Source organism: Paenibacillus sp. GL_099_B, assembly GCF_057835695.1.
In genome coordinates this window covers 4,968,959-4,994,423 of the sequence record NZ_CM174430.1, presented here as the reverse complement: position 1 = coordinate 4,994,423, position 25,465 = coordinate 4,968,959, and the positions used below count along the sequence as shown (strand labels likewise).

Here is a 25,465-nt window from a genome sequence, read left to right as displayed (position 1 = left end):
TGGAAAAAGTGAGGTTATTCATGTGCTTTTAAAACAAATTTCATCAATGCTGACAACCGCCCGTGTCATTGGCGAACCAAATACAGAATGTCAAAACCTACAGACAGATTCTCGCCAGGTACAACCGGGAGATCTGTTTATCTGTCTTCCAGGACATACGGTTGACGGACATGACTATGCTGAGAAGGCAGTAAATGCTGGAGCTGTCGCTCTGGTTGTGGAACGAGAGCTGGATGTGCCTGTTCCACAGCTGCTCGTAAAAGACAGTCGTTTCGCTATGGCTGTACTGGCGGATTCCTTTTTTGACTCACCAAGCCGCAAGATGAATATGATTGGTGTAACGGGAACCAACGGAAAAACAACGACTACCTATTTAATTGAAAAAATCATGAGTGACTTTGGTCAAAAAACAGGATTAATCGGGACTATTCAAATGCGCTATGACGGGCGCACGTACCCGATGTCAGGTACTACACCGGAAGCACTTGATCTACAGCGCAGTCTGAATGATATGGTCCAAGCGGGCACGGACTGTTGTGTTATGGAAGTTTCCTCCCACGCTTTGGAGCAAGGTCGGGTGAAGGGGACGGAATTCCGTACGGCGGTATTTACCAATCTGACGCAGGATCATCTGGATTACCATCATTCCATGGAAGAATATCGCGGAGCCAAAGGACTGTTCTTTGCACGGTTGGGTAACGGATATACTACGGATGCTTCCAAGCGTAAATTTGCAGTGATCAACGCAGATGATCCCGCTGCAGCTTATTTTATATCTGTAACGGCAGCTGAAGTAATTACATACGGCATGGAGGAAAAGGCGGATGTACGCGCATCCCAGATTTCAATCACCTCGCAAGGTACTTTTTTCCATGTAGACACATTCAGAGGCAGCGCTGATATTCGTTTACGCATGGTAGGCAAATTCAATGTGTATAACGCAATGGCTGCCATCGCTGCTGCTCTGGTTGAAGACATTCCGCTGGAGGAGATCAAACGTAGCTTGGAGACGGTACCCGGCGTAGATGGACGTGTTGAGGCTGTTGACGAAGGACAGTCGTTTGCTGTCATTGTTGACTACGCTCATACCCCAGATGGCCTGGAGAACGTATTGCGGACGGTGAAGGAATTTGCTGAAGGCCGTGTGATCTGCGTATTTGGATGTGGTGGTGACCGAGATCGTACGAAGCGGCCTCTAATGGGCAAAATTGCAGCGAAATATAGCGATATCGTATTTGTTACTTCCGATAATCCGCGGACAGAAGATCCCGATCTGATTCTCAAGGATATTGAACAGGGCCTGATTGAAGATGCCATTCAATCGGACCGTTATACGATGATTGTGGACCGGCGCCAGGCGATTCATGAAGCTATTGAAATGGCAAGCCCTGCCGATGTAGTATTGATTGCGGGCAAGGGGCATGAGACCTATCAAATTATCGGCACAACCAAGACGGACTTTGACGATCGGATCATAGCGAAAGAAGCGATAAGGGGCAAATCCAATTGATAAAAAGAACATTGGCACAATTGGCCGAGATGTGTGGAGGAACACTAACTGACGTTGCTGCCTATGGTGATGTTGGTGTTGAAGGTGTATTTACAGATTCGCGTAAGCCCGTTCGAGGTAGTCTCTTTATCCCGCTTGTTGGCGAAAGGTTTGACGGACATGAATTTGTGCAAACCTGTGTAGAGAAGGGCGCTGCCGGGGCATTATGGCAAAAGGATCACGGAACTGCACCTCAAGGTGCTGTGATTATTGTGGAGGATACCCTGGTTGCATTGCAGGAGCTTGCGTCCTCCTATTTAAGAGAAAACAAAGCTTCCGTTGTAGGCATTACAGGCAGCAATGGTAAAACAACAACAAAGGACATTGTGGATGCCATTCTGTCTACAACGTTCAAAGTGCATAAGACCCAAGGCAACTTCAATAACCATATTGGTTTGCCGCTTACCGTACTTAGTATGGAACCGGACACTGAGATCGTAATTCTGGAGATGGGCATGAGCGGCCGAGGGGAGATTGAAGAATTATCTTTAATTGCCCAGCCGGATGTCGCAATCATCACGAATATTGGAGAATCCCATCTACTTCAACTGGGATCTCGATTGGAGATTGCTCGGGCAAAAGTTGAAATTGCTGCTGGCATGAAACCAGGCGGGTTACTAATCTACAACGGAGACGAACCGTTGATTGAGCAGGTTCTGGCAGAGCCAGCCACTAAGCTGCCTGAAGGACTTCAGCGGTATACATTTGGCTTGCAGACGGATAATGATGATTATCCTACCGGCATTATGAATGCACAGAGCGGGGTCGCGTTTACAACCAAGCAGTCTGGAGAGGGTGCTCTTACACTGCCATTATTGGGAACACATAATGTGGTCAACTCTCTTGCTGCATTAGCGGTTGCCCGTCATTTTGGAGTGGCTGCTGAACAGATTGTAGCAGGACTGTCACGTTTGAAATTAACCGGCATGCGTATCGAGATTATTAACGGTGTCAGTGGTTTGACCATGCTCAATGATGCTTACAACGCTAGTCCAACCTCCATGAAAGCCGCTGTGGATGTGCTGGAGGGCCTCAAGGGGTATCGGATCAAAGTAGCCGTGCTCGGTGATATGCTAGAACTGGGGCCTCAGGAGCATGAGCTCCATAGGGGAATCGGTGAATATATCACACCCGACAAAATGAATATGGTGCTGGCTTATGGCCCTTTATCTGCGAGTATCGCAGAAGGAGCAAGACAAAACATGCCAGCAGAAGCCGTACACACTTTTGAGAGCAAGGAAGAATTGACCCGATATCTGCTGGAGAATCTCCAATCCAGAGATGTTGTCTTGTTTAAGGCCTCCCGGGGCATGAAGCTGGAAGATGTGGTCGAAGCGCTAAAAATAGCTCCATTACAGAATAGAGTAGACTAGAGGGGTGAACCCATGGATTTTCAGGTATTACTGTTAACAATCGGTGTTTCATTTATTTTGGCGGTGATTGCCGCACCGCTCTTGATTCCATTGCTGCGTCGAATGAAGTTCGGACAGCAGGTTCGGGAAGATGGGCCACAGAGCCATCTGAAAAAAAGCGGAACACCTACAATGGGCGGAGTAGTTATTTTACTCGCGTTCACATTGGCCTTTTTGAAATTTTCAGCGGTCAAAAATACGGACTTTTACGTCCTACTGGTGGCTACACTCGGCTTCGGTCTGATTGGTTTCCTGGATGACTACATCAAGATTGTATTTAAACGTTCACTGGGGCTGACGGCTAGACAAAAGATGATTGGTCAGTTGTTCTTCAGTGCAGTGATGTGCTACTTGCTGATCCAGAATGGACACAGTACAGCCATATCGATTCCAGGTACATCAGTCTCCTTTGACTGGACGGGATGGTTCTACTATCCGTTTGTGGTATTCATGATGCTTGCCATCACGAATGCAGTTAACTTTACCGATGGTCTGGACGGCTTGCTATCCGGCGTGAGCGCCATCGCATTTGGGGCATTTGCCATTGTGGCGATGCAGGCAACATCCATGCCAGCAGCGGTATGTGCGGCGGCGATGATTGGTGCGGTGCTTGGTTTCCTGGTATATAACGCACACCCGGCCAAAGTGTTTATGGGAGATACAGGTTCGCTCGGAATTGGTGGTGCGATTGGTGCCGTTGCGATTGTGACGAAGACAGAACTTCTTTTTGTCATCATTGGCGGTATTTTCGTCATCGAAATCCTGTCCGTTATTATTCAAGTAGTATCTTTCAAAACTCGTGGCAAACGCGTATTCAAAATGAGCCCGATTCATCATCACTTTGAACTGAGTGGCTGGTCGGAATGGCGAGTTGTCATTACTTTTTGGGCGGTAGGTGCCATTTTGGCCGCTCTTGGACTTTATCTCAACAAGGGGTTGTAAACAATGAATCATCCTGAATCATATCGTGGGCAACAAGTGGTTGTGCTTGGACTGGCCAAAAGCGGCGTGCAGGTTGCCAAAGTGCTGGATCGTGCCGGCGCAATAGTTACAGTTAATGATAAAAAAGAGAGAGAACAGTGTCCCGAAGCATCCGAATTGGAGGCTTTGGGAATTTCTGTTGTATGCGGGGGACATCCGGACGATCTGATTCATAGTGATGTGAAGCTTGTAGTCAAAAATCCGGGCATTCCTTATCAGGCGCCTCCTGTGCAACAGGCACTTGCCTTAGGCATAGAAGTGGTGACTGAGGTGGAGGTAGCTTACCATCTATGTGCTGCGCCTATGATCGGGATCACTGGCTCTAACGGAAAAACGACCACAACAACGTGGGTAGGCAACATGTTAGAGCTTGCCGGTTTGAAACCTATCGTTGCCGGTAATATTGGAACGCCATTGTGTGAGGCGGCAGAGCAGGCTTCTGCGGATAACTGGATGGTGGTGGAGCTTAGCAGTTTCCAACTGAAAGGCACATCCGATTTCCGTCCGCGCATTGCCAGTTTGCTAAACGTGGCGGAGACTCATTTGGATTACCATGGGGACATGGATGATTATGTGGCTTCCAAAGCCAAATTATTCTCCAACCAACAACCGGAGGATGTAGCTATCCTGAACTGGGATGATCCGGTATGCCGCGGACTGGTTCCTTATATCAAAGCAAGACTGCTCCCATTCTCGCTGACAGAAAAGCTTGAAGCAGGGGTATATGCTGATCCTCCATACGTGGATGGGGAAGAGGATGATGTGAAGCGTCAGGTGATCTACGCAGACGGTCAGGGCAACCATCACGTCATTATTGATGTGGAAGACATTGGACTCCCAGGACGATTTAATGTGGGAAATGCATTGGCAGCAGTAGCTATTGCTGTGTCCGCTGGAGCCGACCCATCTGTGCTTGCTGCGCCTCTGGCTGACTTCAAGGGGGTTGAACACCGTCTTGAGTATGTACTTGAACATAATGGAGCTAACTATTACAACAATTCCAAAGCGACTAACTCCAAAGCAACCGTAATGGCGCTGAACTCATTCAAGGAACCGGTTGTGCTCATTGCCGGAGGACTGGATCGTGGATCAGACATGATGGAATTGCTGCCATTGTTCCAAGAGCGGGTGAAAGCTGTGGTTGCTATTGGAGAGACACGAGAGAAAATTGCCAAGGTCGCGGAACTGGCGGGATTAAAGCAAATTAAGGTCGTCGATAATGAGGAGGACGCTGCCCGGACGTTAACCGCTGCCGTGCAGGAAGCTTCACAGTTTGCAGCTCCAGGTGATGTGGTCTTGTTATCACCGGCGTGTGCAAGCTGGGACATGTTTGCTTCCTATGAAGAGCGGGGACGCATTTTTAAAGAGGCGGCGCATAACTTGTAAGTAGGGGGGTGGAAAAGCCCCTACTTCCATGCAAGGGGTGGCCTCCTGATGAAACAGACGCGACCGGCGCCGGATTTCTGGCTCCTAATTTGTATTCTGGCATTGCTTGCCATCGGCATTATTATGGTATACAGTGCGGGCTCGGTGCTTGCTTTTCATGACTATGGTGATTCATTTTACTTTGTCAAAAGACAGCTGCTGTTCGCCGGACTTGGACTTGCTGCCATGTTTGTTACGGCAAATGTGGACTACCGGGTCTGGAGAAAGTATGCAAAGCCTATACTGATTGCCTGTTTTATAATGCTGATTGGGGTGCTGATTCCTGGCATCGGAGTGGTTCGGGGAGGGGCACGAAGCTGGTTGGGCATTGGCTCATTCGGCATACAACCTTCAGAATTCATGAAACTGGGTATGATCCTGTTTCTGGCTCACTGGTTAAGCAAGGAACCCGGCAAAATCAAAACGTTCACGACGGGGCTTCTGCCACCGCTCGGCTTGATTGGTTTGGCCTTTGGCATTATTATGCTTCAGCCCGATTTGGGGACAGGCACCGTGATGATGGGTGCATCGATGCTGATTATTTTCACAGCAGGAGCACGGATGAAACATCTATCACTGCTTGCCCTCGGCGGTATAGCAGGGTTTGCCGGACTGATTGCGGCAGCTCCTTACAGATTGCAGCGAATAACGGCTTTTTTGGACCCGTGGTCTGATCCACTTGGTGCCGGATATCAGATTATTCAATCTCTATATGCGATCGGCCCGGGAGGACTTGCGGGCTTGGGGCTGGGTATGAGTCGACAAAAATACAGCTACGTACCCGAGCCGCAAACGGATTTTATTTTTTCCATTTTGGCAGAAGAGCTTGGCTTTATTGGTGGAATGATTGTATTATTGCTGTTTCTGGTCTTGGTGTGGAGAGGGATGCGCGTAGCGATGACGGTACCGGATGCTTTTGGCAGTCTGTTGGGCGTAGGCATTGTGGGTATGGTGGCCGTGCAGGTCATTATCAACATTGGCGTTGTGATCGGGCTTATGCCGGTTACGGGGATTACACTCCCACTCATCAGTTATGGCGGTTCATCTCTGACTTTGATGTTGACAGCGTTAGGCATTTTATTGAACTTATCCCGTTATGCGAGGTGAATGTACGATGCGAGTCGTTCTAAGTGGCGGCGGTACCGGTGGGCATATCTATCCGGCCGTTGCTATAGCAAGGCAATGTGAGGCGGAGAATCCCGACTCGACATTTTTATATATCGGTGGTACCCGTGGACTGGAAAGCAAACTGGTGCCACAAGAGAATATTCCGTTTCAATCGATTGATATTACAGGTTTTCGCCGGAAATTGTCCTTTGACAACGTGAAGACTGTGATGAGATTTCTGCAAGGTGTACGCAAAGCCAAGAAAATGCTCAAGGAATTCAAACCCGATGTTGTCATCGGTACGGGGGGCTATGTGTGTGGGCCTGTCGTTTATGCAGCAGCCAAACTTGGTATTCCAAGTGTTATTCACGAGCAGAATGCCATTCCCGGGTTAACTAACAAGTTCCTTACTCGGTATGTGGACACGGTAGCTGTTAGTTTTGAGGGTTCGGAGAAAGCATTCTCTGGAGCCAAAAGGGTTGTGTATACCGGCAATCCAAGGGCTACAACGGTAGCTCAAGCCAGCCGCGATCGTGGATTTGCGACATTGGGTGTACCCATGGACAGCCGAGTTGTTCTTGTGGTTGGTGGTAGCCGTGGTGCGAAAGCAATCAATAAAGCCATGGTGGATATGGCACCGATGCTGGCCAAGCTTGAAGATGTGCACGTGGTCTATGTGACTGGTGATTCATATTTTGATGAAACGCGTGAAGCGATCCGGAGTTCCCTTGGAACGATGCCAAATCATCTGCATGTGCTGCCTTATGTACACAACATGCCTGAGGTTCTTGCATGCACGTCGCTAATCGTAAATCGTGCAGGGGCATCATTCCTTGCCGAGATTACATCTCTAGGTATTCCATCCATTCTGATTCCGTCACCTAACGTGACGAATAATCATCAGGAGGCGAATGCTCGTACGCTTGAGGGTGGCGGTGCATCGCTTACGATGCTGGAGAAGGATCTGACAGGCCAGGCGCTATATAAAGCGATTGCTGGAATTATGAATGACGAAGCGGCGCGCAAAAGGATGGCGGAAGCCTCCAGGGAACTGGGGAAACCTGATGCAGCCGAGGTACTTGTGAGCGAGATTCGGCGTCTTGCTGCAGGGCGTTAAAGTGCGTTTTGGGCGATTGTCACACACACGGCGGGACTGACATAAGATACCCTATAAATCGTGACAATCGTTCCATGGCGCCGCAACACGGCTTGCAGCAACGAAAATTGCCGTGCTCATCGGTTTTGAAGTAAAGGAGGATGTTAATATGCAGCAGTGGATATCGTTACTATCCCAGAACAATGTCGGCAAAGTTCTTGAAAACGAGCCGCTAGCCAAATACACCACATGGAAGATCGGTGGTCCTGCAGATGCGCTGGTCATACCGGAAAACAAGGAGCAGATGGTCAATCTCATCCAATTGCTGCACAAACATCAGATCCCATGGATGCAGCTTGGACGGGGTTCAAACATGTTGGTGTCTGACAAGGGAATACGCGGAGTTGTCGTGAAACCGGGAGAAGGCTTTGATTATGCCGAGTTTCACGAGGGCGGGGTAACTGCCGGAGCGGCACATTCCTTTGTTAAACTCAGTGTTGTTGCTGCAAAGAAAGAGTGGACCGGTTTGGAATTTGGCAGCGGCATCCCCGGAACAGTCGGCGGAGCCGTATATATGAATGCTGGTGCCCATGGATCGGATGTGTCACGGATATTTCAATCCGCTGAGATTGTACTGGAGACAGGGGAATTGGTACGTTACAGCAAGGAGGACATGGAATTTGCCTATCGCCACTCTGTTCTGCATGACCGGAGAGGCATCGTGCTGGAGGCTACATTTGCACTCCAGCAGGGAGAACGCAAAGTCATTTCGGAATCGATGGCGGCTTATAAAGACCGTAGACGCCGTACACAGCCACTGCAGATGGCGTGTGCTGGCAGCGTGTTCCGAAATCCTCCTGGTGATCATGCCGCCCGCCTGATTGAAGCAGCGGGGCTAAAGGGTTTGACTCAAGGAGGCGCACAGGTATCCACCATGCATGCCAATTTCATTGTCAATACAGGCCAAGCAACAGCAGAGGACGTTATCACCCTATTGCAGCAGATTCAGAACACTATATCATCTCAAAACGGTATTAACCTGGTACCGGAAGTCTTCGTAGTGGGTGAACGGTAAACCCCGGAGGTGATACATTGGACAAATTGGTGATTGAAGGCGGGAAACCCCTCTCAGGATCCATACGCATCCATGGAGCAAAAAATGCCGCTTTACCGATCATGGCCGCAAGTTTGTTGGCAGACGGAGAAGTTACGCTGCACAACGTTCCACACTTGCTGGACATTGAAGTGATGCTGTATATCCTGGAACGACTTGGATGCACGTGTCGGCATGAACAGGGAACAGTGACGATAGATACATCGTCCATCCGGTCATATGATGTGCCTGAGGATCTCATGAAGCAGATGCGTTCTTCCATTTTTTTGATGGGACCATTGCTGGCTAAGTTTGGGCAAGTATCCGTGTACCAGCCAGGTGGCTGTGCCATTGGGGAACGTAAAATTGATCTTCACCTTCGGGGCCTTGAGACGCTCGGAGCTTCGATTGAAGAGTTGGATCAGCAGATCATATGCCGCGGGCGCAAGCTGGTGGGTACAGACATTCATCTGGATTTCCCCAGTGTAGGAGCCACAGAAAATATTATGATGGCTGCTGTTACGGCTGAGGGTACAACAACGATATTTAATGCAGCCAGAGAACCTGAGATACAGGATTTGCAACATTTTCTGAATGCAATGGGTGCACGGATTATCGGTGCTGGAACGGATACGATTACCATTAATGGTGTGGAGAAACTCAAGCCTTGTTCTTACGAAATTATACCTGATCGGATCGTTGCAGGAACGGTGATGATTGCAGCCGCAGCAACGAGAGGGAATGTAACGCTTACACACTGCAATCCGGCCCATCTTACTTCCCTTATACATGTGTTGAAGCGTACTGGTGTTCAAATCACAGTCTGCAATGATATAATGACGGTGAGCTGTATGAGCCGTCCCAAATCAGTTGACCGCATTGTGACTTCTCCGTATCCTTCATTTCCAACAGACCTGCAGTCGCAAATTATGGTGCTGCTCAGTCTGGCAGACGGCTTCAGTGTGATGAAGGAAACGGTATTCGAGGGTCGGTTCAAACATGTGGATGAGCTGAATGTCATGGGAGCCGACATTTCGGTAGACCTGAATGCAGCATTTATCCGTGGCGTTCCCCGTTTGTACGGGGCTACAGTGGAAGCAACCGATCTGCGTGCAGGTGCAGCACTAGTCATTGCTGGCCTTGCTGCCCAGGGAAAAACGGTTGTGGAGCAAGTACATCATATTGATAGAGGGTACGATCGTATCGAGAAGCTCTTTCAGAGCCTTGGAGCTTCGGTTGAGCGACAGTCCCCCGTTTCGAAGCAGCTGGATTTTGCCAATTAACGTCCTTTGAGTCCCCTTCTTAAGGGAAGGGGGCCGGAGGCTTTGTGGAGCGCGACCTATGCCTAAAAGTCAAATTCCGGTTCTGAAGAAGAATCGGCCTAAACGAAACACAAGCCGTAAAATTGTTTTTATTCTTTTACTTCTTTTTATTGTATTACTTGCTGTACTTTTTTTTCGTTCTTCGATGAGTCGGATTTCGGCAATTGAGATTACGGGTAATGTATACACAACAACTTCGGAACTGCTGGAGAAAAGCGGTCTGAAGGAGGGCGAACAGTTTTTTGGGACAACCTCTGCTGATGTGATTGAGCGACTGAAAACGATCAAGGCTATATCAACCGTAACTGTGGATAAACAATTCCCCGGGACTATTCTTATCAAGGTGCAGGAATATCCAACGGTTGCGTATGAACTTGGTTCTGACGGTACGCTAAAAGCCATACTGGCAAGCGGGACAAGCTTAACGGTTCCTGCCACCATTGGAGTTGCCGTAGAGAAACCGATTTTGACCCAGTGGAAGGCGGATGATCCGCTCAAGGCCAAGCTGAGTGAAACGTTGGCCAAGATCCCGAATGAATTAACGACGGATATTTCAGAGATTATTCCGAATCCTACACCTTCATTCCCGGATCAGATTCGGATGTATACCAAGTCACAGTTTGAAGTGATTACAACCGTTTCTCTATTGTCCAATAAGGTAGAGTATCTCAACCAGGTCATTGAGACGGAACGGCCAGGGAAAATCACCATGCTGGAGGCTGATACGTACGTGCCTTTCATTCCGGATAACCCGGAAGAAGATGCTGAACCAGGAGCAACTCCCTGATTTCCACCTTTATTCGGTTGAGAAGTAATCAAAACCAGGCGGGATCGGGGTTTAGCCCCTTTTATCCACTGAAAGTTGTTCTTTCTGAGACGAAGAAAAAATGATACACTTGAACTTATGGCACTTGAGTTGCCTCCTTCTTTTTTCTTCAAGGTTTTATGTCTCGCAACCAGATCTTGGCACCCAAAAAAATTGTAGAAAAAAGAGGGAAAGCCTAAAGTGTGTTGAATATATTTTAAGAGTGTTTAAACCCGAACGTATTTTACTATTTGGAGTCAGGAGGTGCCACAGACTTGAGCAACAATGACATCATTGTTAGTTTGGACATCGGTACATCCAAAATTCGCGCTATTATTGGGGAAATGAATAATGGAACCTTTAATATTATTGGAGTTGGATCTGCCGACTCGGAGGGAATTCGCAAAGGTGTAATCGTAGATATCGATCAAACGGTGCAATCGATCCGTAATGCAGTGGATCATGCAGAACGTATGGTAGGTATTCAAATATCCGAAGTATATGTTGGAATCTCGGGAAATCATATCGGACTGATGAGCAGTCACGGCGTCGTGGCAGTGTCTAACGAGGATCGTGAAATCGGAGAAGAAGACATGGAGCGGGTGTTGAAAGCAGCCGAAGTGATTGCGGTTCCACCGGAACGGGAAATTATTGATGTTGTAGCCAAGCAGTATGTTGTAGATGGCTTGGAGGGCATACAGGACCCCCGTGGTATGATTGGTGTTCGTCTGGAAGTAGAGGCGACCATCATTACGGGTGCAAAAACCGCGATACATAATCTTTTGCGCTGCGTGGAAAAAGCGGGTCTGAAAGTAAGTGATTTGGTACTCATGTCACTTGGAGCAGGTCAGCTGGCATTGTCCAAGGATGAAAAAACGATGGGTTCCGTGCTTGTTGATATCGGAGCAGGGGCTACAACCATTGCCATCTTTGAAGAAGACAGTCTCGTCGCAACTTCAACGCTGCCTATCGGCGGGGAGTTTGTAACTAATGACATTGCCTATGGTCTGCGTACATTAACAGATCAAGCCGAAAAGGTGAAACTGAAATATGGCTGCGCATGGCTGGATGATGCTGCTGCGGATGTCATGTTCAAAGTAACACGGATCGGCAGCAACGTAGACAAGGAATTCTCTCAAGAGGATCTGGCGGCTATTATCGAACCGAGGGTTCAAGAAATATTCCAGATGATTTCTCAAGAAGTGAAGCGTCTTGGTTACAATGATCTTCCTGGAGGTTATATACTAACGGGAGGTACGGTCTCTATGCCGGGTGTTCTGCAGGTAGCTCAGCATGAGCTTGCTGCTTCGGTACGAGTTGCGGTGCCGGATTATATCGGTGTGCGTGACCCTGGCTTCACGAGCGGAGTCGGCATTTTGCACAGTGTAATCCGCAGTTTGCGTATTCGTCCCTCGATCAACAACGGCGGTGGAAACAACAACAACAATAATAACAACAAAAAACCGACCAACCGTCCTAAGCCGAATGCGGCCCAGGAATCGGAGCAAAAACCAGGTCTGTTCGAACGGCTGAAAAATATGTTCAGCGAATTTATATAACAGGTTGAATCCATTTCATACAATTCTTGAAGCCGTTTGAATGCGCTGGTTCTAAAATAAACGCTTTCGTTCGTCGATATATGAAATTGATTCGGTTCAATCAAAAATTGGACGGGCCATCCATGCACATTGAGGGGGAGATGGAATAATATGTTGGAATTTGATTTCGAGATGGAGAGCTTGGCTCAAATTAAAGTCATCGGTGTAGGCGGCGGCGGAAGCAATGCAGTCAACCGTATGATCGAAAACGGTGTACAAGGTGTAGAATTTATTACGGTAAATACGGACGCTCAGGCGTTGCACCTCGCGAAATCCGAGCATAAATTGCAAATCGGTGATAAATTAACCCGTGGTCTTGGCGCTGGCGCCAACCCGGATGTAGGTAAAAAAGCAGCGGAAGAATCCCGCGATTTGATCATGAACACCTTGAAAGGTGCAGACATGGTATTTGTTACAGCGGGTATGGGCGGCGGTACAGGTACAGGTGCGGCTCCGGTTATTGCCGAAATCGCCAAAGAGTGCGGCGCACTTACCGTGGGTGTTGTAACACGCCCGTTCACGTTTGAAGGGCGCAAGCGTTCCAGCCATGCAGAACAAGGGATCGAAGCACTCAAGGAAAAAGTGGATACACTGATTGTGATCCCGAATGACCGTTTGCTTGAGATTGTTGACAAAAAGACACCGATGCTGGAAGCATTCCGCCAAGCGGATAACGTGCTTCGTCAAGCGGTACAAGGTATCTCCGATCTGATTGCAGTACCGGGTCTGATCAACCTTGACTTTGCAGACGTCAAAACGATTATGCACGAGCGTGGATCTGCGCTGATGGGTATCGGTGAATCGACTGGCGAGAACCGTGCAGCAGAAGCGGCACGCAAAGCCATCATGAGTCCTTTGCTTGAAACATCCATCGAAGGTGCACGTGGGGTTATCATGAACATTACGGGTGGCATTAACCTGTCCCTGTATGAAGTCAATGAAGCAGCGGAGATCGTTACATCCGCTTCCGATCCGGAAGTGAACATGATCTTTGGTGCCATCATTGATGAGGATTTGAAGGAGGAGATCAAAGTGACGGTCATTGCAACCGGCTTTGAAGATAAACCTGCTCCACCCCCACCAGGACGTAAACCTGCTCCAGCAAGTGAGCCTGCGGATAACCGTTCTCCGAACCTGCGTCCGTTCGGAAATCAGCCGAGCAATGATCAGCTGGATATTCCGACATTTTTGCGCAATCGTTCACGCAATAATAACAACGATTAATACTCCAATAGATTTCAATGAAGACCCGGTACTCCTGATGGGAGTAACCGGGTCTTTTTGTTTTTTTATTATCCTATCACATCGTATTGAACAAATTCTGAACAACGGGTCTGAGCAATTCCGACAAAAAAAGTTGGAACGATCCCCCCATGATTAGACAGACTTTGAAAAGTGAGCTCCTTATACTTGTGAATATGCTCATGAATATCGGGATAACGTTATTTCGATATGTTGCGCGCAGGCAGGTGAAGAATGTGGTTGTATATGTGGATCTTATTTTTTTGACGAACCTGTGTATTGACGGTGCACTCATCGGACTGACGGCCTGGATGCGCAAAACGAAGCTGGTCTGGTGGAGATGGTTGCTGTCCGCGATCGTGGGTGCGCTGTACGTGGTCATGATGTTTGTACCGGAGTTTGATTTTATGTTCACCTTTTTGATCAAGTTTGGATTGTCTCTGGTGATGCTGAGTATTGCATTTGGGTTTAAGGGTCTTCAGGCATTTATGAGGACCTTGGGTACCTTCTATGTAATCAATTTTGTCGCCGCAGGGGGAATTCTGGGTGTGCACTACATGCTGCAAAGCTCTGGGGAATTGTTCAACGGCATTTGGTTTACGGCATCAGGTGGAATGTCTTTTGATTTGAAAATTGCCTTCTGGTTCACGTTTGTCGTCTTTTTTGCCGTGCTTTTTCTATTCAAAGCCGTGCAGAGCTCAAAACGAAAAACAGCCCGAATGACAACGTACTTGGGTAAAGTGGAGGTTTTTATTGATGATGTGACTATTTCTTGTACAGGCCTTCTGGATACAGGAAATCAACTCACAGACCCCCTTTCACGTATGCCCGTCATGGTAATGGAGGTGTCGTTATGGCAAGACATGCTGCCTGCTGCATGGAAGGGCAGGTTGAAGGATGAGGCGCCGGACAACCTTATCATGGAGCTCGATCAGGTGGATTTCCACTGGCAGGATCGTTTAAGGCTTGTACCCTATCGAGGCATTAACAAAGGAACTGCGTTTATGCTTGCGATGAAGCCAGACCGGGTGAAGGTAACGATGGATGAGATGTGTTATGAGACGACAAAGGTATTAATAGGGTTGGACGGGGGCGTACTGTCATCCGATGGAAAATACCAGGCCGTGATTCACCCTGAGCTTGTGCAAGACGCTGCTTCTGCGCAGTCTACGGCTATCTCTGCGGGAGCAACAGAAAAGCCGCTGAATGTGGTATAGGAGGAACGTACATGCTTGTAAAATGGAAACTGGTGGCGCAGCTACAGTACTATCGTTTATTATTTCTGCTTGGTTTGAAAAGTGAAGAGATTTATTATATCGGAGGCAGTGAGGCGCTACCGCCCCCATTAACACGTGAAGAAGAAGAATTTTTGTTGCAAAAGTTGTCTTCAGGGGATTCGGCGATCCGTGCCATGCTGATTGAACGGAACCTGCGACTGGTGGTATACATCGCACGTAAATTCGAAAATACAGGTATCAATATCGAGGACCTGGTCTCCATCGGTGCAATCGGTTTGATTAAAGCCGTTAATACGTTTGACCCGGAAAAGAAAATTAAGCTGGCAACCTATGCTTCCCGTTGTATCGAAAATGAAATATTGATGTACCTGAGACGCAACAGTAAAATTCGTACAGAAGTTTCTTTTGATGAACCACTCAATATTGATTGGGATGGAAATGAACTACTATTATCCGATGTACTCGGTACAGAGAACGATACAATCTATCGGAATATCGAAGAACAGGTAGACCGGAAGCTTTTGCATAAAGCATTGGAAAAATTAACCGAGCGAGAGCGAATGATTATGGAGCTTCGCTTTGGCTTGACGGATGGTGAGGAAAAGACACAAAAAGATGTCGCCGATCTGCTTGGAATCTCCCAATCCTATATCTCTCGTCTCGAAAAAAGAATCATTAAAAGACTCCGCAAGGAGTTCAACAAGATGGTCTGAACAGGAGCATTTTTCATAATGGGTATTAATGGGAAGGATGCCAAGTGCGAATAAAAAAGCCTGCCCCGGAGATAATGTACATTAATGTTTCTCCTTGGGAGGTAAATCACGATGACCCGAAACAAAGTCGAGATTTGTGGCGTGGACACCGCAAAATTGCCTGTCCTCACCAACACAGAAATGCGGGAATTGTTTCATTCCCTTCAGCAACACCATGATCGCTCAGCAAGGGAGAAATTAGTGAATGGCAACCTGCGTCTTGTGCTCAGTGTCATTCAGCGCTTTAACAATCGGGGAGAGTTTGTCGATGATCTGTTCCAGGTTGGTTGTATTGGCCTGATGAAAGCCATTGATAATTTTGATTTATCCCAGAATGTCAAATTTTCAACCTACGCGGTGCCGATGATTATCGGTGAAATCCGTCGATACCTGCGCGATAATAACCCAATTCGGGTATCTCGCTCCTTGCGGGACATTGCTTATAAAGCACTTCAGGTGCGTGACAGCCTGACGAATAAAAATTCCCGTGAACCGACGATATTCGAAATTTCTGAGGTACTGAATGTGCCGAAGGAAGATGTGGTTTTTGCATTGGATGCCATTCAGGACCCGGTTTCGCTCTTCGAACCGATCTATCATGATGGTGGAGATCCGATCTATGTGATGGATCAGATCAGCGATGACAAAAACAAGGATGTGTCCTGGATTGAGGAAATTGCACTGCGTGAAGCGATGCACCGTCTCGGTCAAAGGGAGAAAATGATTCTGTCGATGCGGTTTTTCGAAGGGAAAACCCAGATGGAAGTGGCTGATGAAATTGGCATTTCCCAGGCGCAGGTATCCCGTCTGGAGAAATCAGCGATACAACAAATGCAAAAACATGTGAAGTCGTAACAAGGGGTAAGCCAGAAGGCGATCAAAGGGATGAAATATTCCTTTGATCGTCTTTTTGCTTTTTGGATTTCGACATCAGAGGGATTTGGAATTGTTCCATTGCCTTTCCTCGAAAAAGAGGACATTTTTCGCGTATGAAACATATATTGTATAGAAGCGGAGAACGGGCAGAAGCGGATTAATCGGGGGGCGGGACCAAATGAAAGTGAACACAGGTGAACCGGTGGGTAGCGGGATGAAAATTTCGGATTTTCAAACCAAAGATGTTATTAACATTACGGATGGCAAACGTCTGGGTCAGATTAGCGATTTGGAGCTGGATCTGAAGCAGGGACGAATTGAAGCGATTGTTGTGCCAGGTTACAGTCGTTTTATGGGGCTATTCGGCGGGGGAACGGATCTAATCATCCCCTGGAGAAACATTGTGAAGATCGGTTCGGATGTGATTTTGGTTAAAATGGATGAAATTAAGGAAAATAACTACGATGAGCGCGACCGTGAAGCCCGCTTGTATGACGAGCAGAACGGCCGGATGGACCGGGTGGAACGTATTGAACGGTTGGATCGGAACCAGCGCCGAACGATATAACCGAGACAGAACGGGGTTCATTTGGTACACTGGAAGTTGTGAGGTGAGAAGATGGAACCGTTTATTTTGGATAAGGAAATACGGTCGGGAAGCCAGAACTCAAATTGGGGTCCTGACCCGTTGTTACTATATGTGGAGCCGTGGAAATTGCAGTTTAAGCATATGAAAGCCGGTTTTACGACAAGGCAGGGTGGTGTCGGAAGCACACCGTATGCCAGTCTCAACTGTGCCTATCATGTGGGTGATGATCCGGCTGACGTGCTGAATAATCGCAAACTTGTGGCTGAAAAGCTGGGTTTTCCTTTGGAATCCTGGACTTGTGGAGAACAGGTACATGATAAACATGTTGCTGTAATCACGGCTGAAGAGCGGGGTAAAGGTTTGCTGGATCGACAGTCTGCATTACAGGATACGGATGGGTTGGTCACCAATGTGCCTGGTGTGCTGCTGACTTCCTTTTATGCAGATTGTGTACCCCTTTATTTCTATGACCCCGTACAACAAGCGGTGGGGCTTGCTCATGCCGGATGGAAAGGTACAGTTGCCGGTATAGCCGAGTCAATGGTCGAGAAGATGGAGCAGGAATACGGAAGTCGCAGACAGGATATCCATGCTGCAATAGGTCCCTCCATTGGGGATTGCTGTTATGAAGTGGATGAAGCGGTTATGCAGCATGTACGGGTTTGGCTTGACCACTCCTCGGGTAATGATGAATACAAGAACTCTGCATCTAATCAAGTATATCGGCCTGCCGAAAATGGCAAAACGATGTTAAACTTGAAAGAATGCAATCGACACATTATGATGAAAGCAGGAATATTGCCGGATCATATCGAATGTACAACTTGGTGTACAAGCTGCAATCCCGAGCTATTTTTCTCGTATCGTAAAGAAAATGGCATTACCGGGAGAATGGCGAGCTGGATTGGGCTGGAAGAGAGGTGACCCTCTGTGTCATTGGAGGAGCGTATACAACTGGTAAATCAGAAGATCGAAGCCGCGTGTCAGCGCAGTGGCCGTCAACGTGAAGATGTGAATGTGATTGCTGTCACGAAATATGTCTCACTTGAAACAACGGGAGCTGTGTTGGACCACGGTCTTGAGCATATTGGCGAAAACCGCTGGCAGGATGCACAAGCGAAATGGGAAGCATTCGGTCAGCAGGGAACCTGGCATTTTATCGGTCATTTACAGACGAATAAGGTGAAGGACGTCATCGGTAAATTCCGTTACATACATTCACTGGATCGTTTGTCCCTGGCCAAGGAGTTGGATAAAAAGGCGGCGTCTCTTGGCATCCAGGTGGAAACACTATTGCAGGTGAATATTTCGGGTGAAGAAAGCAAGTATGGCTTGCAGCCTGAACAGGCGAGTTCCTTTTTGCGTGAAATCAGTTCGTTCAACAACCTGAAGGTCATCGGCCTGATGACCATGGCACCCCATGAGGAAGATCCGGAGCTTACACGTCCCGTATTCCGCGGACTGCGTGAGCTTAGAGACCATTTGAATGGACAAGCTTTGACAGCGGAGCCATTGACCGAGTTGTCGATGGGCATGTCCAATGATTTTGAAGTGGCGATTGAAGAAGGGGCAACCTGGGTTCGGCTTGGATCGATTCTCGTAGGAAAAGAGGAGGGTTCGCAATGGGCGTAATGAATAAGTTTATGAATTTCCTCGGGCTTCAGGAAGAGGAAGAGATTGTGGAACGTGAACGTATGGCGGCACAAGAGGAACATGATCCTGATCAACAGGAAGCTGAAACCTCAAGTCTCGATAAACGTAGAAACCAAAGGGGTAATAATGTGGTGAGCATTCATTCCCAGAAAAATGTTAAAGTCGTCCTTTATGAACCGCGTTCTTATGACGAAGCACAGGAGATTGCTGACCATCTGCGCTCCCATCGTACAGTTGTAGTTAACCTGCAGCGGGTGCGTCAGGATCAGGCTCTGCGCGTCATTGATTTCTTGAGTGGCACAGTGTATGCACTGGGCGGCGGTATTTCAAAAATTGGCGGCAACATTTTTCTCTGTACGCCAGATACGGTTGAAATCCAGGGTTCAATTACGGAAATACTGGCTGACAGCGAGCAAGATTATAACAGAATGAGGTGAGCCACTTTTGTATCAGATTGAAAGCGTGTTGTACACGTTATACCAGATTTACTTTTACATGGTCATTGTCTACATATTGATGTCATGGCTTCCCAACGCACGGGAGAGCTTCATCGGTGAATGGCTAGGTAAGTTTGTGGAACCATATTTAAGACCTTTCCGCCGATTTATTCCGCCTTTGTTCGGTGTGTTGGATATTTCACCGATTGTGGCGTTGATCGTTCTTCAACTCGCGCTTAATGGGCTGATCTCCATCCTCCGATACTTTGTATATTAAGGTAGGGTGAACATAGATGAGCGGTGAAATTTACGAGCATTTTAGTCATGACGAGCGGGATTTTGTGGATAAAGCCTCAGACTGGGTTGAACGCGCAGGTAAGTATCATGACTTGAAGCTAACTGACTTTCTTGATCCCAGACAGGCCTTTATTTTACAAACGCTTGTGAACCGTCGAGATGATGTACAGATTCGTCTGGATGGTGGTTATGAAACAGCTGAACGTAAGCGTGCGCTGATTGCACCGGATTATCGGTATCTGGACGATGAAGATATGAGTATGCAGGTCATGAGCATTACGTCTGACGATCAGAAAATCAAAGAGCTGGAGCATGGGGACTATATGGGTGCCCTGCTCGGGCTTGGCATGAAACGTGGCAAGATCGGTGATATTCAAGTGCTGGAGGACGGGTGCCATACTGTGGTGGCGTCGGAAACCGGCGCTTTTTTATCGCTTCAACTGAATCAGGTGCACCGGGTACATGTGTTTACGGAGTTGTTGGCACTGGATCAGCTGAAATGGTCCGAGAGCAAACTGGAGACGATGGACATTACCGTGGCTTCCCTGCGTTTGGATGGCATCTGTGCAGATGTGTACCGGCTTAGTCGCAGTAAAGTTCTGGTTCCGATCAAGGCTGGCCGCTGTCGTGTGAATTGGAAAGTGGAGGAAGATCCATCCAAAGCGCTGAAGGCGGGGGATGTAGTCTCCATTCAAGGATTTGGTCGATTCAAGGTGATGGAACAGGATGGTATGACCAAAAAGGGACGCTGCCGCGTAAAAATCGGCAAATTTGCCTAAGTGGGTTGCAGGAAAACCCGCTTTCTTGTCGAAATGTTTAAGGTAAAGGTGCAAAAAACACTCGGTGTTTCCGATATACATTAAAGTGCAAAGGTTGATATGACCGCCAAAGGATCAGAGTCTGATCCTGCATTCCGTATTCGTGCCAGGATTGGGCATCACATATACGGCCCCTTGGGTGGAACCCATATGCTGCAAACCTTCTCAGTCCGGGAAGGAACTTTTACAGGAGGTGGACAGCATGCCATTAACGCCGCTGGACATACACAACAAGGAATTTTCCCGACGCTTGCGCGGGTATGACGAGGATGAGGTCAATGAATTCCTGGATCAAGTCATCAAAGATTACGAAGGCGTCATTCGCGAAAACAAAGAGCTGAGCAATCAGTTGCTGTCCGTTCAGGAGAAGCTTGATCATTTTGCAACGATTGAAGAGACGCTGAGTAAAACGATCATCATTGCGCAGGAAGCTGCGGATGATGTGAAGAACAATGCGAAAAAAGAAGCACAGTTGATCGTGAAGGAAGCCGAGAAAAATGCGGACCGGATCGTAAACGAATCTTTGTCAAAATCACGCAAAATTGCTTTGGAAGTCGAAGAGCTGAAAAAGCAGGCGTCTATCTATCGTGCCCGTTTCCGTACACTTGTGGAAGCACAGCTTGAACTGTTGACTCAGGATGGTTGGGAAGCGCTGGAGAGCCGGGAGCAGGAAGTCCGTGACCGTGAGCGGGAAATGAAGGAAATTTATTAGTCTATCCGCCTGGTTGACTTTTGCCTGTAAAGAGGCTATAACTATATTCATAATGAATAGTGATTCCATGACGGGTTCAGTACGTTATGATCTCATCCCTCAGAGAGTTGGCGTTTGGTGCAAGCCAATGGATGAGTTATAGCCGAATATCTCCCCGGAGAAGTGACGCTGAAGCGGTGAAGGATTGGCCGTGTGTAAGCGAAACCGTGAGCCGAACGTTATATCGGCACCCTGCTGTAGTTAAGCGGGGCATAAGCGCTGTTGATGACAGAGCATACCCAATTATATTGGATGTGGTTTGTGATGAACAGAATTAGGGTGGTAACGCGAGCATAACCTCGTCCCTTTCCAGGGATGAGGTTTTTTTGTGTCCAAAAAAAGCAGCGAACGTACATGAGGCCCGAAGGGACCTCAAGAAGAGAGCCAGCGCCGGAGGAGCGAAGCGTCCGGCACTGGGGTTCGCTAAGGCGAACGTGCATGAGGCCCGAAGGGACCTCAAGGAGAGAGCCAACCGCCGGAGGAGCGAAGCGTCCGGCAACTCCCTTCTCGCGGCAAGGCCCTGCGGCGTTCCCGAAGGGGACAGCCGCAAGAGGGCCGACTCCAACATACACACCCTCGCCAACGCCGCCGCAGTTCCCGCCAAAGACAACCCATTCCGGGTGTCCAGAGGGCGGAGCGCCTATGGGGTCCCCCTTGGTAAGGGGGATTTAGGGGGATTGAAACGCTTTTTGTGGACGGTCCACAATCCATACTTGAAAGGAAGATTATCATGCAACGAGTTGACGTCAAAGAGAAAGCACGTGCCAGAGAACTACGTGTGTTAAACAAATGGAAAACAGAGAATACATTCAAAAGATCCATCGAAAACCGGGAAGGCAAGCCGAACTTCGTATTTTATGAGGGACCGCCTACAGCCAATGGTAAACCACATATCGGTCACGTACTGGGCCGAGTAATCAAGGATTTCGTGGGACGTTATAACACGATGAAGGGTTACCGCGTCGTTCGTAAAGCAGGCTGGGATACACATGGTCTGCCTGTAGAACTGGGTGTTCAGAAAAAGCTGGGTATCTCTCACAAGTGGGAAATTGAAGATTATGGCGTGGAAAAATTCATTAACGAATGTAAAGCTAGCGTGTTCGAATACGAACAACAATGGCGCGATCTGACGGAAGGTATCGGTTACTGGACAGACATGAATAATCCATATATCACACTCGACAACAATTACATCGAAAGTGTGTGGAACATTCTGGCGACGATTCATGAAAAAGGCCTGCTGTACCGTGGTCACCGTGTGAGTCCTTACTGTCCGTCTTGCCAGACTACACTTAGCTCCCATGAGGTAGCGCAAGGGTATAAAGACGTGAAAGACCTCAGTGCTACAGCCAAATTCAAGCTGGAGGACAGCGGCGAATTCGTGCTTGCCTGGACAACGACCCCTTGGACATTGCCTTCACACGTTGCGCTTGCCGTGAACCCTGATATGGACTACTCCCGTGTTCGTCAGGACAACGAAGTGTACATCATGGCGACCAATCTCGTTGAGAAAGTCATGAAGGATGCCAAAGGTGAGTATGAAGTTATCGGTGCCCTGAAAGGTTCTGACCTGGTTGGCAAAACGTATGATCCTCCGTTCAACTACGTGCAGGCTGAGAAAGCAAACATCATCCTGGGCGCAGGGTTTGTAACCGATGCAAGTGGTACAGGGATTGTACACATGGCACCTGCACATGGTGAAGATGACTATCGTGTATGTCGTGAGAATGGCATCAGTTTTGTGAATATGGTGGACCTGGAAGGCAAGTTTGTGCCACAGGTAACTGATTTTGCCGGACGTTTTGTCAAGGATTGCGATATTGATATCGTAAGATACCTGTCGGAAAAAGGACGTTTGTTCAGCAAAGAAAAATATGAGCACAGCTATCCGTTCTGCTGGCGTTGTGATACACCACTTCTGTACTATGCAATGGACAGCTGGTTTATCCAAACAACGGCAATCAAGGATCAGCTGATCGCCAATAACAGTGAAGTAGACTGGTACCCGGGCCACGTTCGTGACGGGCGTTTCGGGAAGTTCCTTGAAGATCTCGTAGACTGGAATATCAGCCGTGACCGTTATTGGGGAACGCCACTGAACATCTGGGTATGTGAAGAGACGGGTGAACAATTCGCACCGCATAGCATCGCTGAACTGCGTGCTCGTGCCATTGGGGACGTGCCTGAGAATCTGGAGCTGCATAAGCCGTATGTAGATGACGTCAAAGTCATGAGCTCTTGTGGCAAATATGAAATGAAACGTACACCGGAAGTGATCGATGTCTGGTTCGACAGCGGCTCCATGCCGTTTGCTCAGCAGCACTATCCATTTGAAAATAAAGAAATCTTCGAACAGCAATATCCGGCAGACATGATCTGTGAAGGAATTGACCAAACACGCGGCTGGTTCTACAGCTTGCTGGCCGTATCTACACTTTTGACAGGCAAAGCGCCTTATAAAGCGGTTATGGCAACAGGCCACGTGCTCGATGAGAACGGACAAAAGATGTCCAAATCGAAAGGTAACGTTATCGATCCTTGGGAAGTTATCGAAGAATACGGTACAGATGCATTCCGCTGGGCTTTGCTGTCTGACAGCGCACCGTGGAACAGCAAACGTTTCTCCAAAGGCATTGTGGGCGAAGCGAAATCCAAAATGGTGGATACGCTGGTCAACACCCATGCATTCCTGACGCTGTATGCTACGATTGATGGATTTGATCCACAGGAGCATCCGTTCAAGTTGTCTTCACACAACCTGGACCGCTGGATTTTGTCAAGACTGAACAGCCTGATTCTCGTTGTAGAAAAAGCGCTGGCTGTTAACGACTATCTGAACTCTTCCAAAGCCATTGAAGCGTTTGTAGATGAACTCAGTAACTGGTACATCCGTCGTTCCCGTGACCGTTTCTGGGGTAGCGGATTGACAGAAGATAAACTGGACGCTTACCGTACACTTACCGAAGTGCTGGTGACTACAGCCAAGCTGGTAGCTCCATTCACACCGATGCTTGCAGAAGATATCTATCTGAACCTGACTACCGGTGAGAGTGTGCACATGGATGATTATCCGGTTGCTAATGAAACGTTGATTGACTTGGATCTGGAGCAGGATATGGAGACAGCACGCCGAATCGTTGAACTTGCACGTAACGTCCGTAACGAAACAGGTATCAAGACACGTCAACCGTTGTCTGAACTGATCGTTTCCCTGGATAAAGGCTTCGATCTGGCAAGTTATGAAGAGATCATCAAGGATGAGATCAATGTCAAAACTATTCGTACCGAGCATGATGATGCGGATTTCGTTGATTTCACTTTGAAATTGAACCTGAAAGTAGCGGGTAAAAAATACGGTAAAAACGTAGGCTTCCTGCAGAACTTCTTTAAGGGAATGTCAGCGGATGAGACTCGTAAAGTGGTGACGGAAGATGTTCTGAATGTCGTTTCTCCGGAAGGTGAAGAGCTGCAAGTGACGGGTGAGGAACTGCTGGTGGAGAAACAAGCCAAGTCCGGTTTTGCCTCGGCATCCGGCTATGGTTTGACGGTAGCTCTCAATACGGAGATTACAGCAGAACTCGAACAGGAAGGCTGGGTTCGTGAAGTTATTCGTGCAGTACAAGACACCCGGAAGAAGCTGGATCTGCCAATTGAGAAAAGAGTACGTTTGACGCTGGATGTGGACTCTGCTCTTCAAGAAGCGATCCAGGCCTTTGATCATGTGCTGCGTGAGAATGTCCTCGTAACCGAAGTTACCTTCGGAACGAACGAGTCGATGCAACGCATTGAAGCCGGAGGTAAAACCTTCGGTGTATATATCGAGGGGTAAAACAGTAGTTTTCACGTAAGGCGGTTCTGAAGAAAGGATAGCTTTGTCAGACTTTAACGTGGACAGAGTAACTCTATTTCAAATAGGACAGTATATAGAGACAGAAATGCCAACGAGCCTCAGATGCAGGAGAACAATCCTGTGTCCTGGCTCGTTTGGTTTTTCAGCAAATGGGCAATGATTTCTATTGTGCAGACATTCTATATACATCAAAGGAACTGAGTAAATTATGAACGAACAGGATACCCAATCGCCGTCTAATTCAGAAACCACGCATTCCAAGAATGCGGAGGACAAGATTGAAGAACTTCACAAGCTCACTAACCGGCTCGCGAATGAACTCGAACGTTCACGAATCGCACAGTATACGGAATTGCTGAACCGACCGTGGAAGCTGATCGGACTTAATTTGTTGTCTGGCGCCGCAAGGGGCGTGGGGATCGCCATCGGTTTTACTTTTTTTGCAGCAACCATCATTTACGTGTTACAAGTGCTAGGCGCGCTTAATCTCCCCATCGTGGGTGATTACATCGCAGATATTGTACGGATTGTGCAGCGACAGCTGGAATTGAACACTTATTAGGTAATTGTAGGT

General features: G+C 48.0%; 23 protein-coding genes and 1 other annotated feature. All 23 genes read left to right on the top strand.

Annotated elements, in window-relative coordinates; translation table 11 throughout:
* The first annotated feature begins 22 nt into the window (after nucleotides 1–22).
* The 23 genes from AC3ITG_RS22730 to AC3ITG_RS22620 all read left to right on the top strand — a co-directional run bounded on the left by AC3ITG_RS22730 (nucleotide 23) and on the right by AC3ITG_RS22620 (nucleotide 25,453).
* Nucleotides 23–1,510 (top strand): UDP-N-acetylmuramoyl-L-alanyl-D-glutamate--2,6-diaminopimelate ligase, encoded by a 1,488-nt coding sequence (locus AC3ITG_RS22730; RefSeq protein WP_489251430.1) that lies wholly within the window; start codon nucleotides 23–25, stop codon nucleotides 1,508–1,510.
* The gene (locus tag AC3ITG_RS22725) at nucleotides 1,510–2,922 is read left to right on the top strand and encodes a UDP-N-acetylmuramoyl-tripeptide--D-alanyl-D-alanine ligase (protein ID WP_489254516.1); all 1,413 of its coding nucleotides are present in this window, start codon (nucleotides 1,510–1,512) and stop codon (nucleotides 2,920–2,922) included. The genes AC3ITG_RS22730 and AC3ITG_RS22725 overlap by 1 nt, the downstream gene beginning before the upstream one ends.
* 12 nt (nucleotides 2,923–2,934) lie before the next feature.
* Nucleotides 2,935–3,903: a phospho-N-acetylmuramoyl-pentapeptide-transferase gene (gene mraY, locus AC3ITG_RS22720; RefSeq protein WP_063566988.1), complete on the top strand. Its 969-nt coding sequence runs from the start codon at nucleotides 2,935–2,937 to the stop codon at nucleotides 3,901–3,903.
* Between the two features lie 3 nt (nucleotides 3,904–3,906).
* Complete coding sequence (gene murD / locus AC3ITG_RS22715) at nucleotides 3,907–5,328, top strand: UDP-N-acetylmuramoyl-L-alanine--D-glutamate ligase (RefSeq protein ID WP_489251429.1); 1,422 nt, start codon at nucleotides 3,907–3,909, stop codon at nucleotides 5,326–5,328.
* Between the two features lie 48 nt (nucleotides 5,329–5,376).
* Nucleotides 5,377–6,474: a stage V sporulation protein E gene (spoVE, locus tag AC3ITG_RS22710; protein ID WP_413372640.1), complete on the top strand. Its 1,098-nt coding sequence runs from the start codon at nucleotides 5,377–5,379 to the stop codon at nucleotides 6,472–6,474.
* A gap of 7 nt (nucleotides 6,475–6,481) precedes the next feature.
* The gene (gene murG / locus AC3ITG_RS22705; RefSeq protein WP_063566985.1) at nucleotides 6,482–7,591 is read left to right on the top strand and encodes an undecaprenyldiphospho-muramoylpentapeptide beta-N-acetylglucosaminyltransferase; all 1,110 of its coding nucleotides are present in this window, start codon (nucleotides 6,482–6,484) and stop codon (nucleotides 7,589–7,591) included.
* A 148-nt stretch (nucleotides 7,592–7,739) separates the two neighbouring features.
* Nucleotides 7,740–8,645 carry a UDP-N-acetylmuramate dehydrogenase gene (gene murB / locus AC3ITG_RS22700; RefSeq protein ID WP_489251428.1) on the top strand — a complete coding sequence of 302 codons (906 nt, stop codon included), beginning with the start codon at nucleotides 7,740–7,742 and terminating at the stop codon, nucleotides 8,643–8,645.
* A 17-nt stretch (nucleotides 8,646–8,662) separates the two neighbouring features.
* Nucleotides 8,663–9,946 carry a UDP-N-acetylglucosamine 1-carboxyvinyltransferase gene (gene murA, locus AC3ITG_RS22695; RefSeq protein WP_413372639.1) on the top strand — a complete coding sequence of 428 codons (1,284 nt, stop codon included), beginning with the start codon at nucleotides 8,663–8,665 and terminating at the stop codon, nucleotides 9,944–9,946.
* A 58-nt stretch (nucleotides 9,947–10,004) separates the two neighbouring features.
* On the top strand, nucleotides 10,005–10,772 hold the full coding sequence (locus AC3ITG_RS22690; RefSeq protein WP_413372638.1) for a cell division protein FtsQ/DivIB: 768 nt from the start codon (nucleotides 10,005–10,007) through the stop codon (nucleotides 10,770–10,772).
* 293 nt (nucleotides 10,773–11,065) lie between these two features.
* On the top strand, nucleotides 11,066–12,349 hold the full coding sequence (gene ftsA / locus AC3ITG_RS22685; protein WP_063566981.1) for a cell division protein FtsA: 1,284 nt from the start codon (nucleotides 11,066–11,068) through the stop codon (nucleotides 12,347–12,349).
* 150 nt (nucleotides 12,350–12,499) lie between these two features.
* The gene (gene ftsZ, locus AC3ITG_RS22680) at nucleotides 12,500–13,612 is read left to right on the top strand and encodes a cell division protein FtsZ (RefSeq protein ID WP_064636455.1); all 1,113 of its coding nucleotides are present in this window, start codon (nucleotides 12,500–12,502) and stop codon (nucleotides 13,610–13,612) included.
* Nucleotides 13,613–13,866: 254 nt separating this feature from the next.
* Entirely contained in the window at nucleotides 13,867–14,847 is a 981-nt protein-coding gene (gene spoIIGA, locus AC3ITG_RS22675) for a sigma-E processing peptidase SpoIIGA (RefSeq protein WP_489254515.1), read from the top strand.
* An 11-nt stretch (nucleotides 14,848–14,858) separates the two neighbouring features.
* On the top strand, nucleotides 14,859–15,581 hold the full coding sequence (gene sigE / locus AC3ITG_RS22670; RefSeq protein ID WP_017687308.1) for an RNA polymerase sporulation sigma factor SigE: 723 nt from the start codon (nucleotides 14,859–14,861) through the stop codon (nucleotides 15,579–15,581).
* Between the two features lie 111 nt (nucleotides 15,582–15,692).
* Complete coding sequence (gene sigG, locus AC3ITG_RS22665) at nucleotides 15,693–16,475, top strand: RNA polymerase sporulation sigma factor SigG (RefSeq protein WP_024628410.1); 783 nt, start codon at nucleotides 15,693–15,695, stop codon at nucleotides 16,473–16,475.
* A gap of 199 nt (nucleotides 16,476–16,674) precedes the next feature.
* Complete coding sequence (locus AC3ITG_RS22660) at nucleotides 16,675–17,064, top strand: YlmC/YmxH family sporulation protein (protein ID WP_489251427.1); 390 nt, start codon at nucleotides 16,675–16,677, stop codon at nucleotides 17,062–17,064.
* A 51-nt stretch (nucleotides 17,065–17,115) separates the two neighbouring features.
* Nucleotides 17,116–18,009, top strand: a complete 894-nt coding sequence (pgeF, locus tag AC3ITG_RS22655; RefSeq protein ID WP_489251426.1) for a peptidoglycan editing factor PgeF — start codon at nucleotides 17,116–17,118, stop codon at nucleotides 18,007–18,009.
* 6 nt (nucleotides 18,010–18,015) lie between these two features.
* On the top strand, nucleotides 18,016–18,717 hold the full coding sequence (locus AC3ITG_RS22650) for a YggS family pyridoxal phosphate-dependent enzyme (RefSeq protein WP_072734481.1): 702 nt from the start codon (nucleotides 18,016–18,018) through the stop codon (nucleotides 18,715–18,717).
* Nucleotides 18,708–19,175 carry a cell division protein SepF gene (locus AC3ITG_RS22645; RefSeq protein ID WP_063566976.1) on the top strand — a complete coding sequence of 156 codons (468 nt, stop codon included), beginning with the start codon at nucleotides 18,708–18,710 and terminating at the stop codon, nucleotides 19,173–19,175. Before AC3ITG_RS22650 ends, AC3ITG_RS22645 begins: the two co-directional genes overlap by 10 nt.
* Nucleotides 19,176–19,182: 7 nt before the next feature.
* Complete coding sequence (locus AC3ITG_RS22640) at nucleotides 19,183–19,452, top strand: YggT family protein (protein WP_301290087.1); 270 nt, start codon at nucleotides 19,183–19,185, stop codon at nucleotides 19,450–19,452.
* A 16-nt stretch (nucleotides 19,453–19,468) separates the two neighbouring features.
* A complete protein-coding gene (locus tag AC3ITG_RS22635) occupies nucleotides 19,469–20,251 on the top strand; it encodes a YlmH family RNA-binding protein (RefSeq protein ID WP_489251425.1) in 783 nt (260 codons plus the stop codon).
* Between the two features lie 241 nt (nucleotides 20,252–20,492).
* Nucleotides 20,493–21,002: a DivIVA domain-containing protein gene (locus AC3ITG_RS22630; RefSeq protein WP_063566974.1), complete on the top strand. Its 510-nt coding sequence runs from the start codon at nucleotides 20,493–20,495 to the stop codon at nucleotides 21,000–21,002.
* Between the two features lie 58 nt (nucleotides 21,003–21,060).
* Nucleotides 21,061–21,351, top strand: a binding site (T-box leader).
* Nucleotides 21,352–21,771: 420 nt separating this feature from the next.
* Entirely contained in the window at nucleotides 21,772–24,870 is a 3,099-nt protein-coding gene (gene ileS / locus AC3ITG_RS22625; RefSeq protein WP_489251424.1) for an isoleucine--tRNA ligase, read from the top strand.
* A 229-nt stretch (nucleotides 24,871–25,099) separates the two neighbouring features.
* Entirely contained in the window at nucleotides 25,100–25,453 is a 354-nt protein-coding gene (locus tag AC3ITG_RS22620; RefSeq protein ID WP_413372633.1) for a DUF5665 domain-containing protein, read from the top strand.
* The last annotated feature ends 12 nt before the right edge of the window (nucleotides 25,454–25,465 follow it).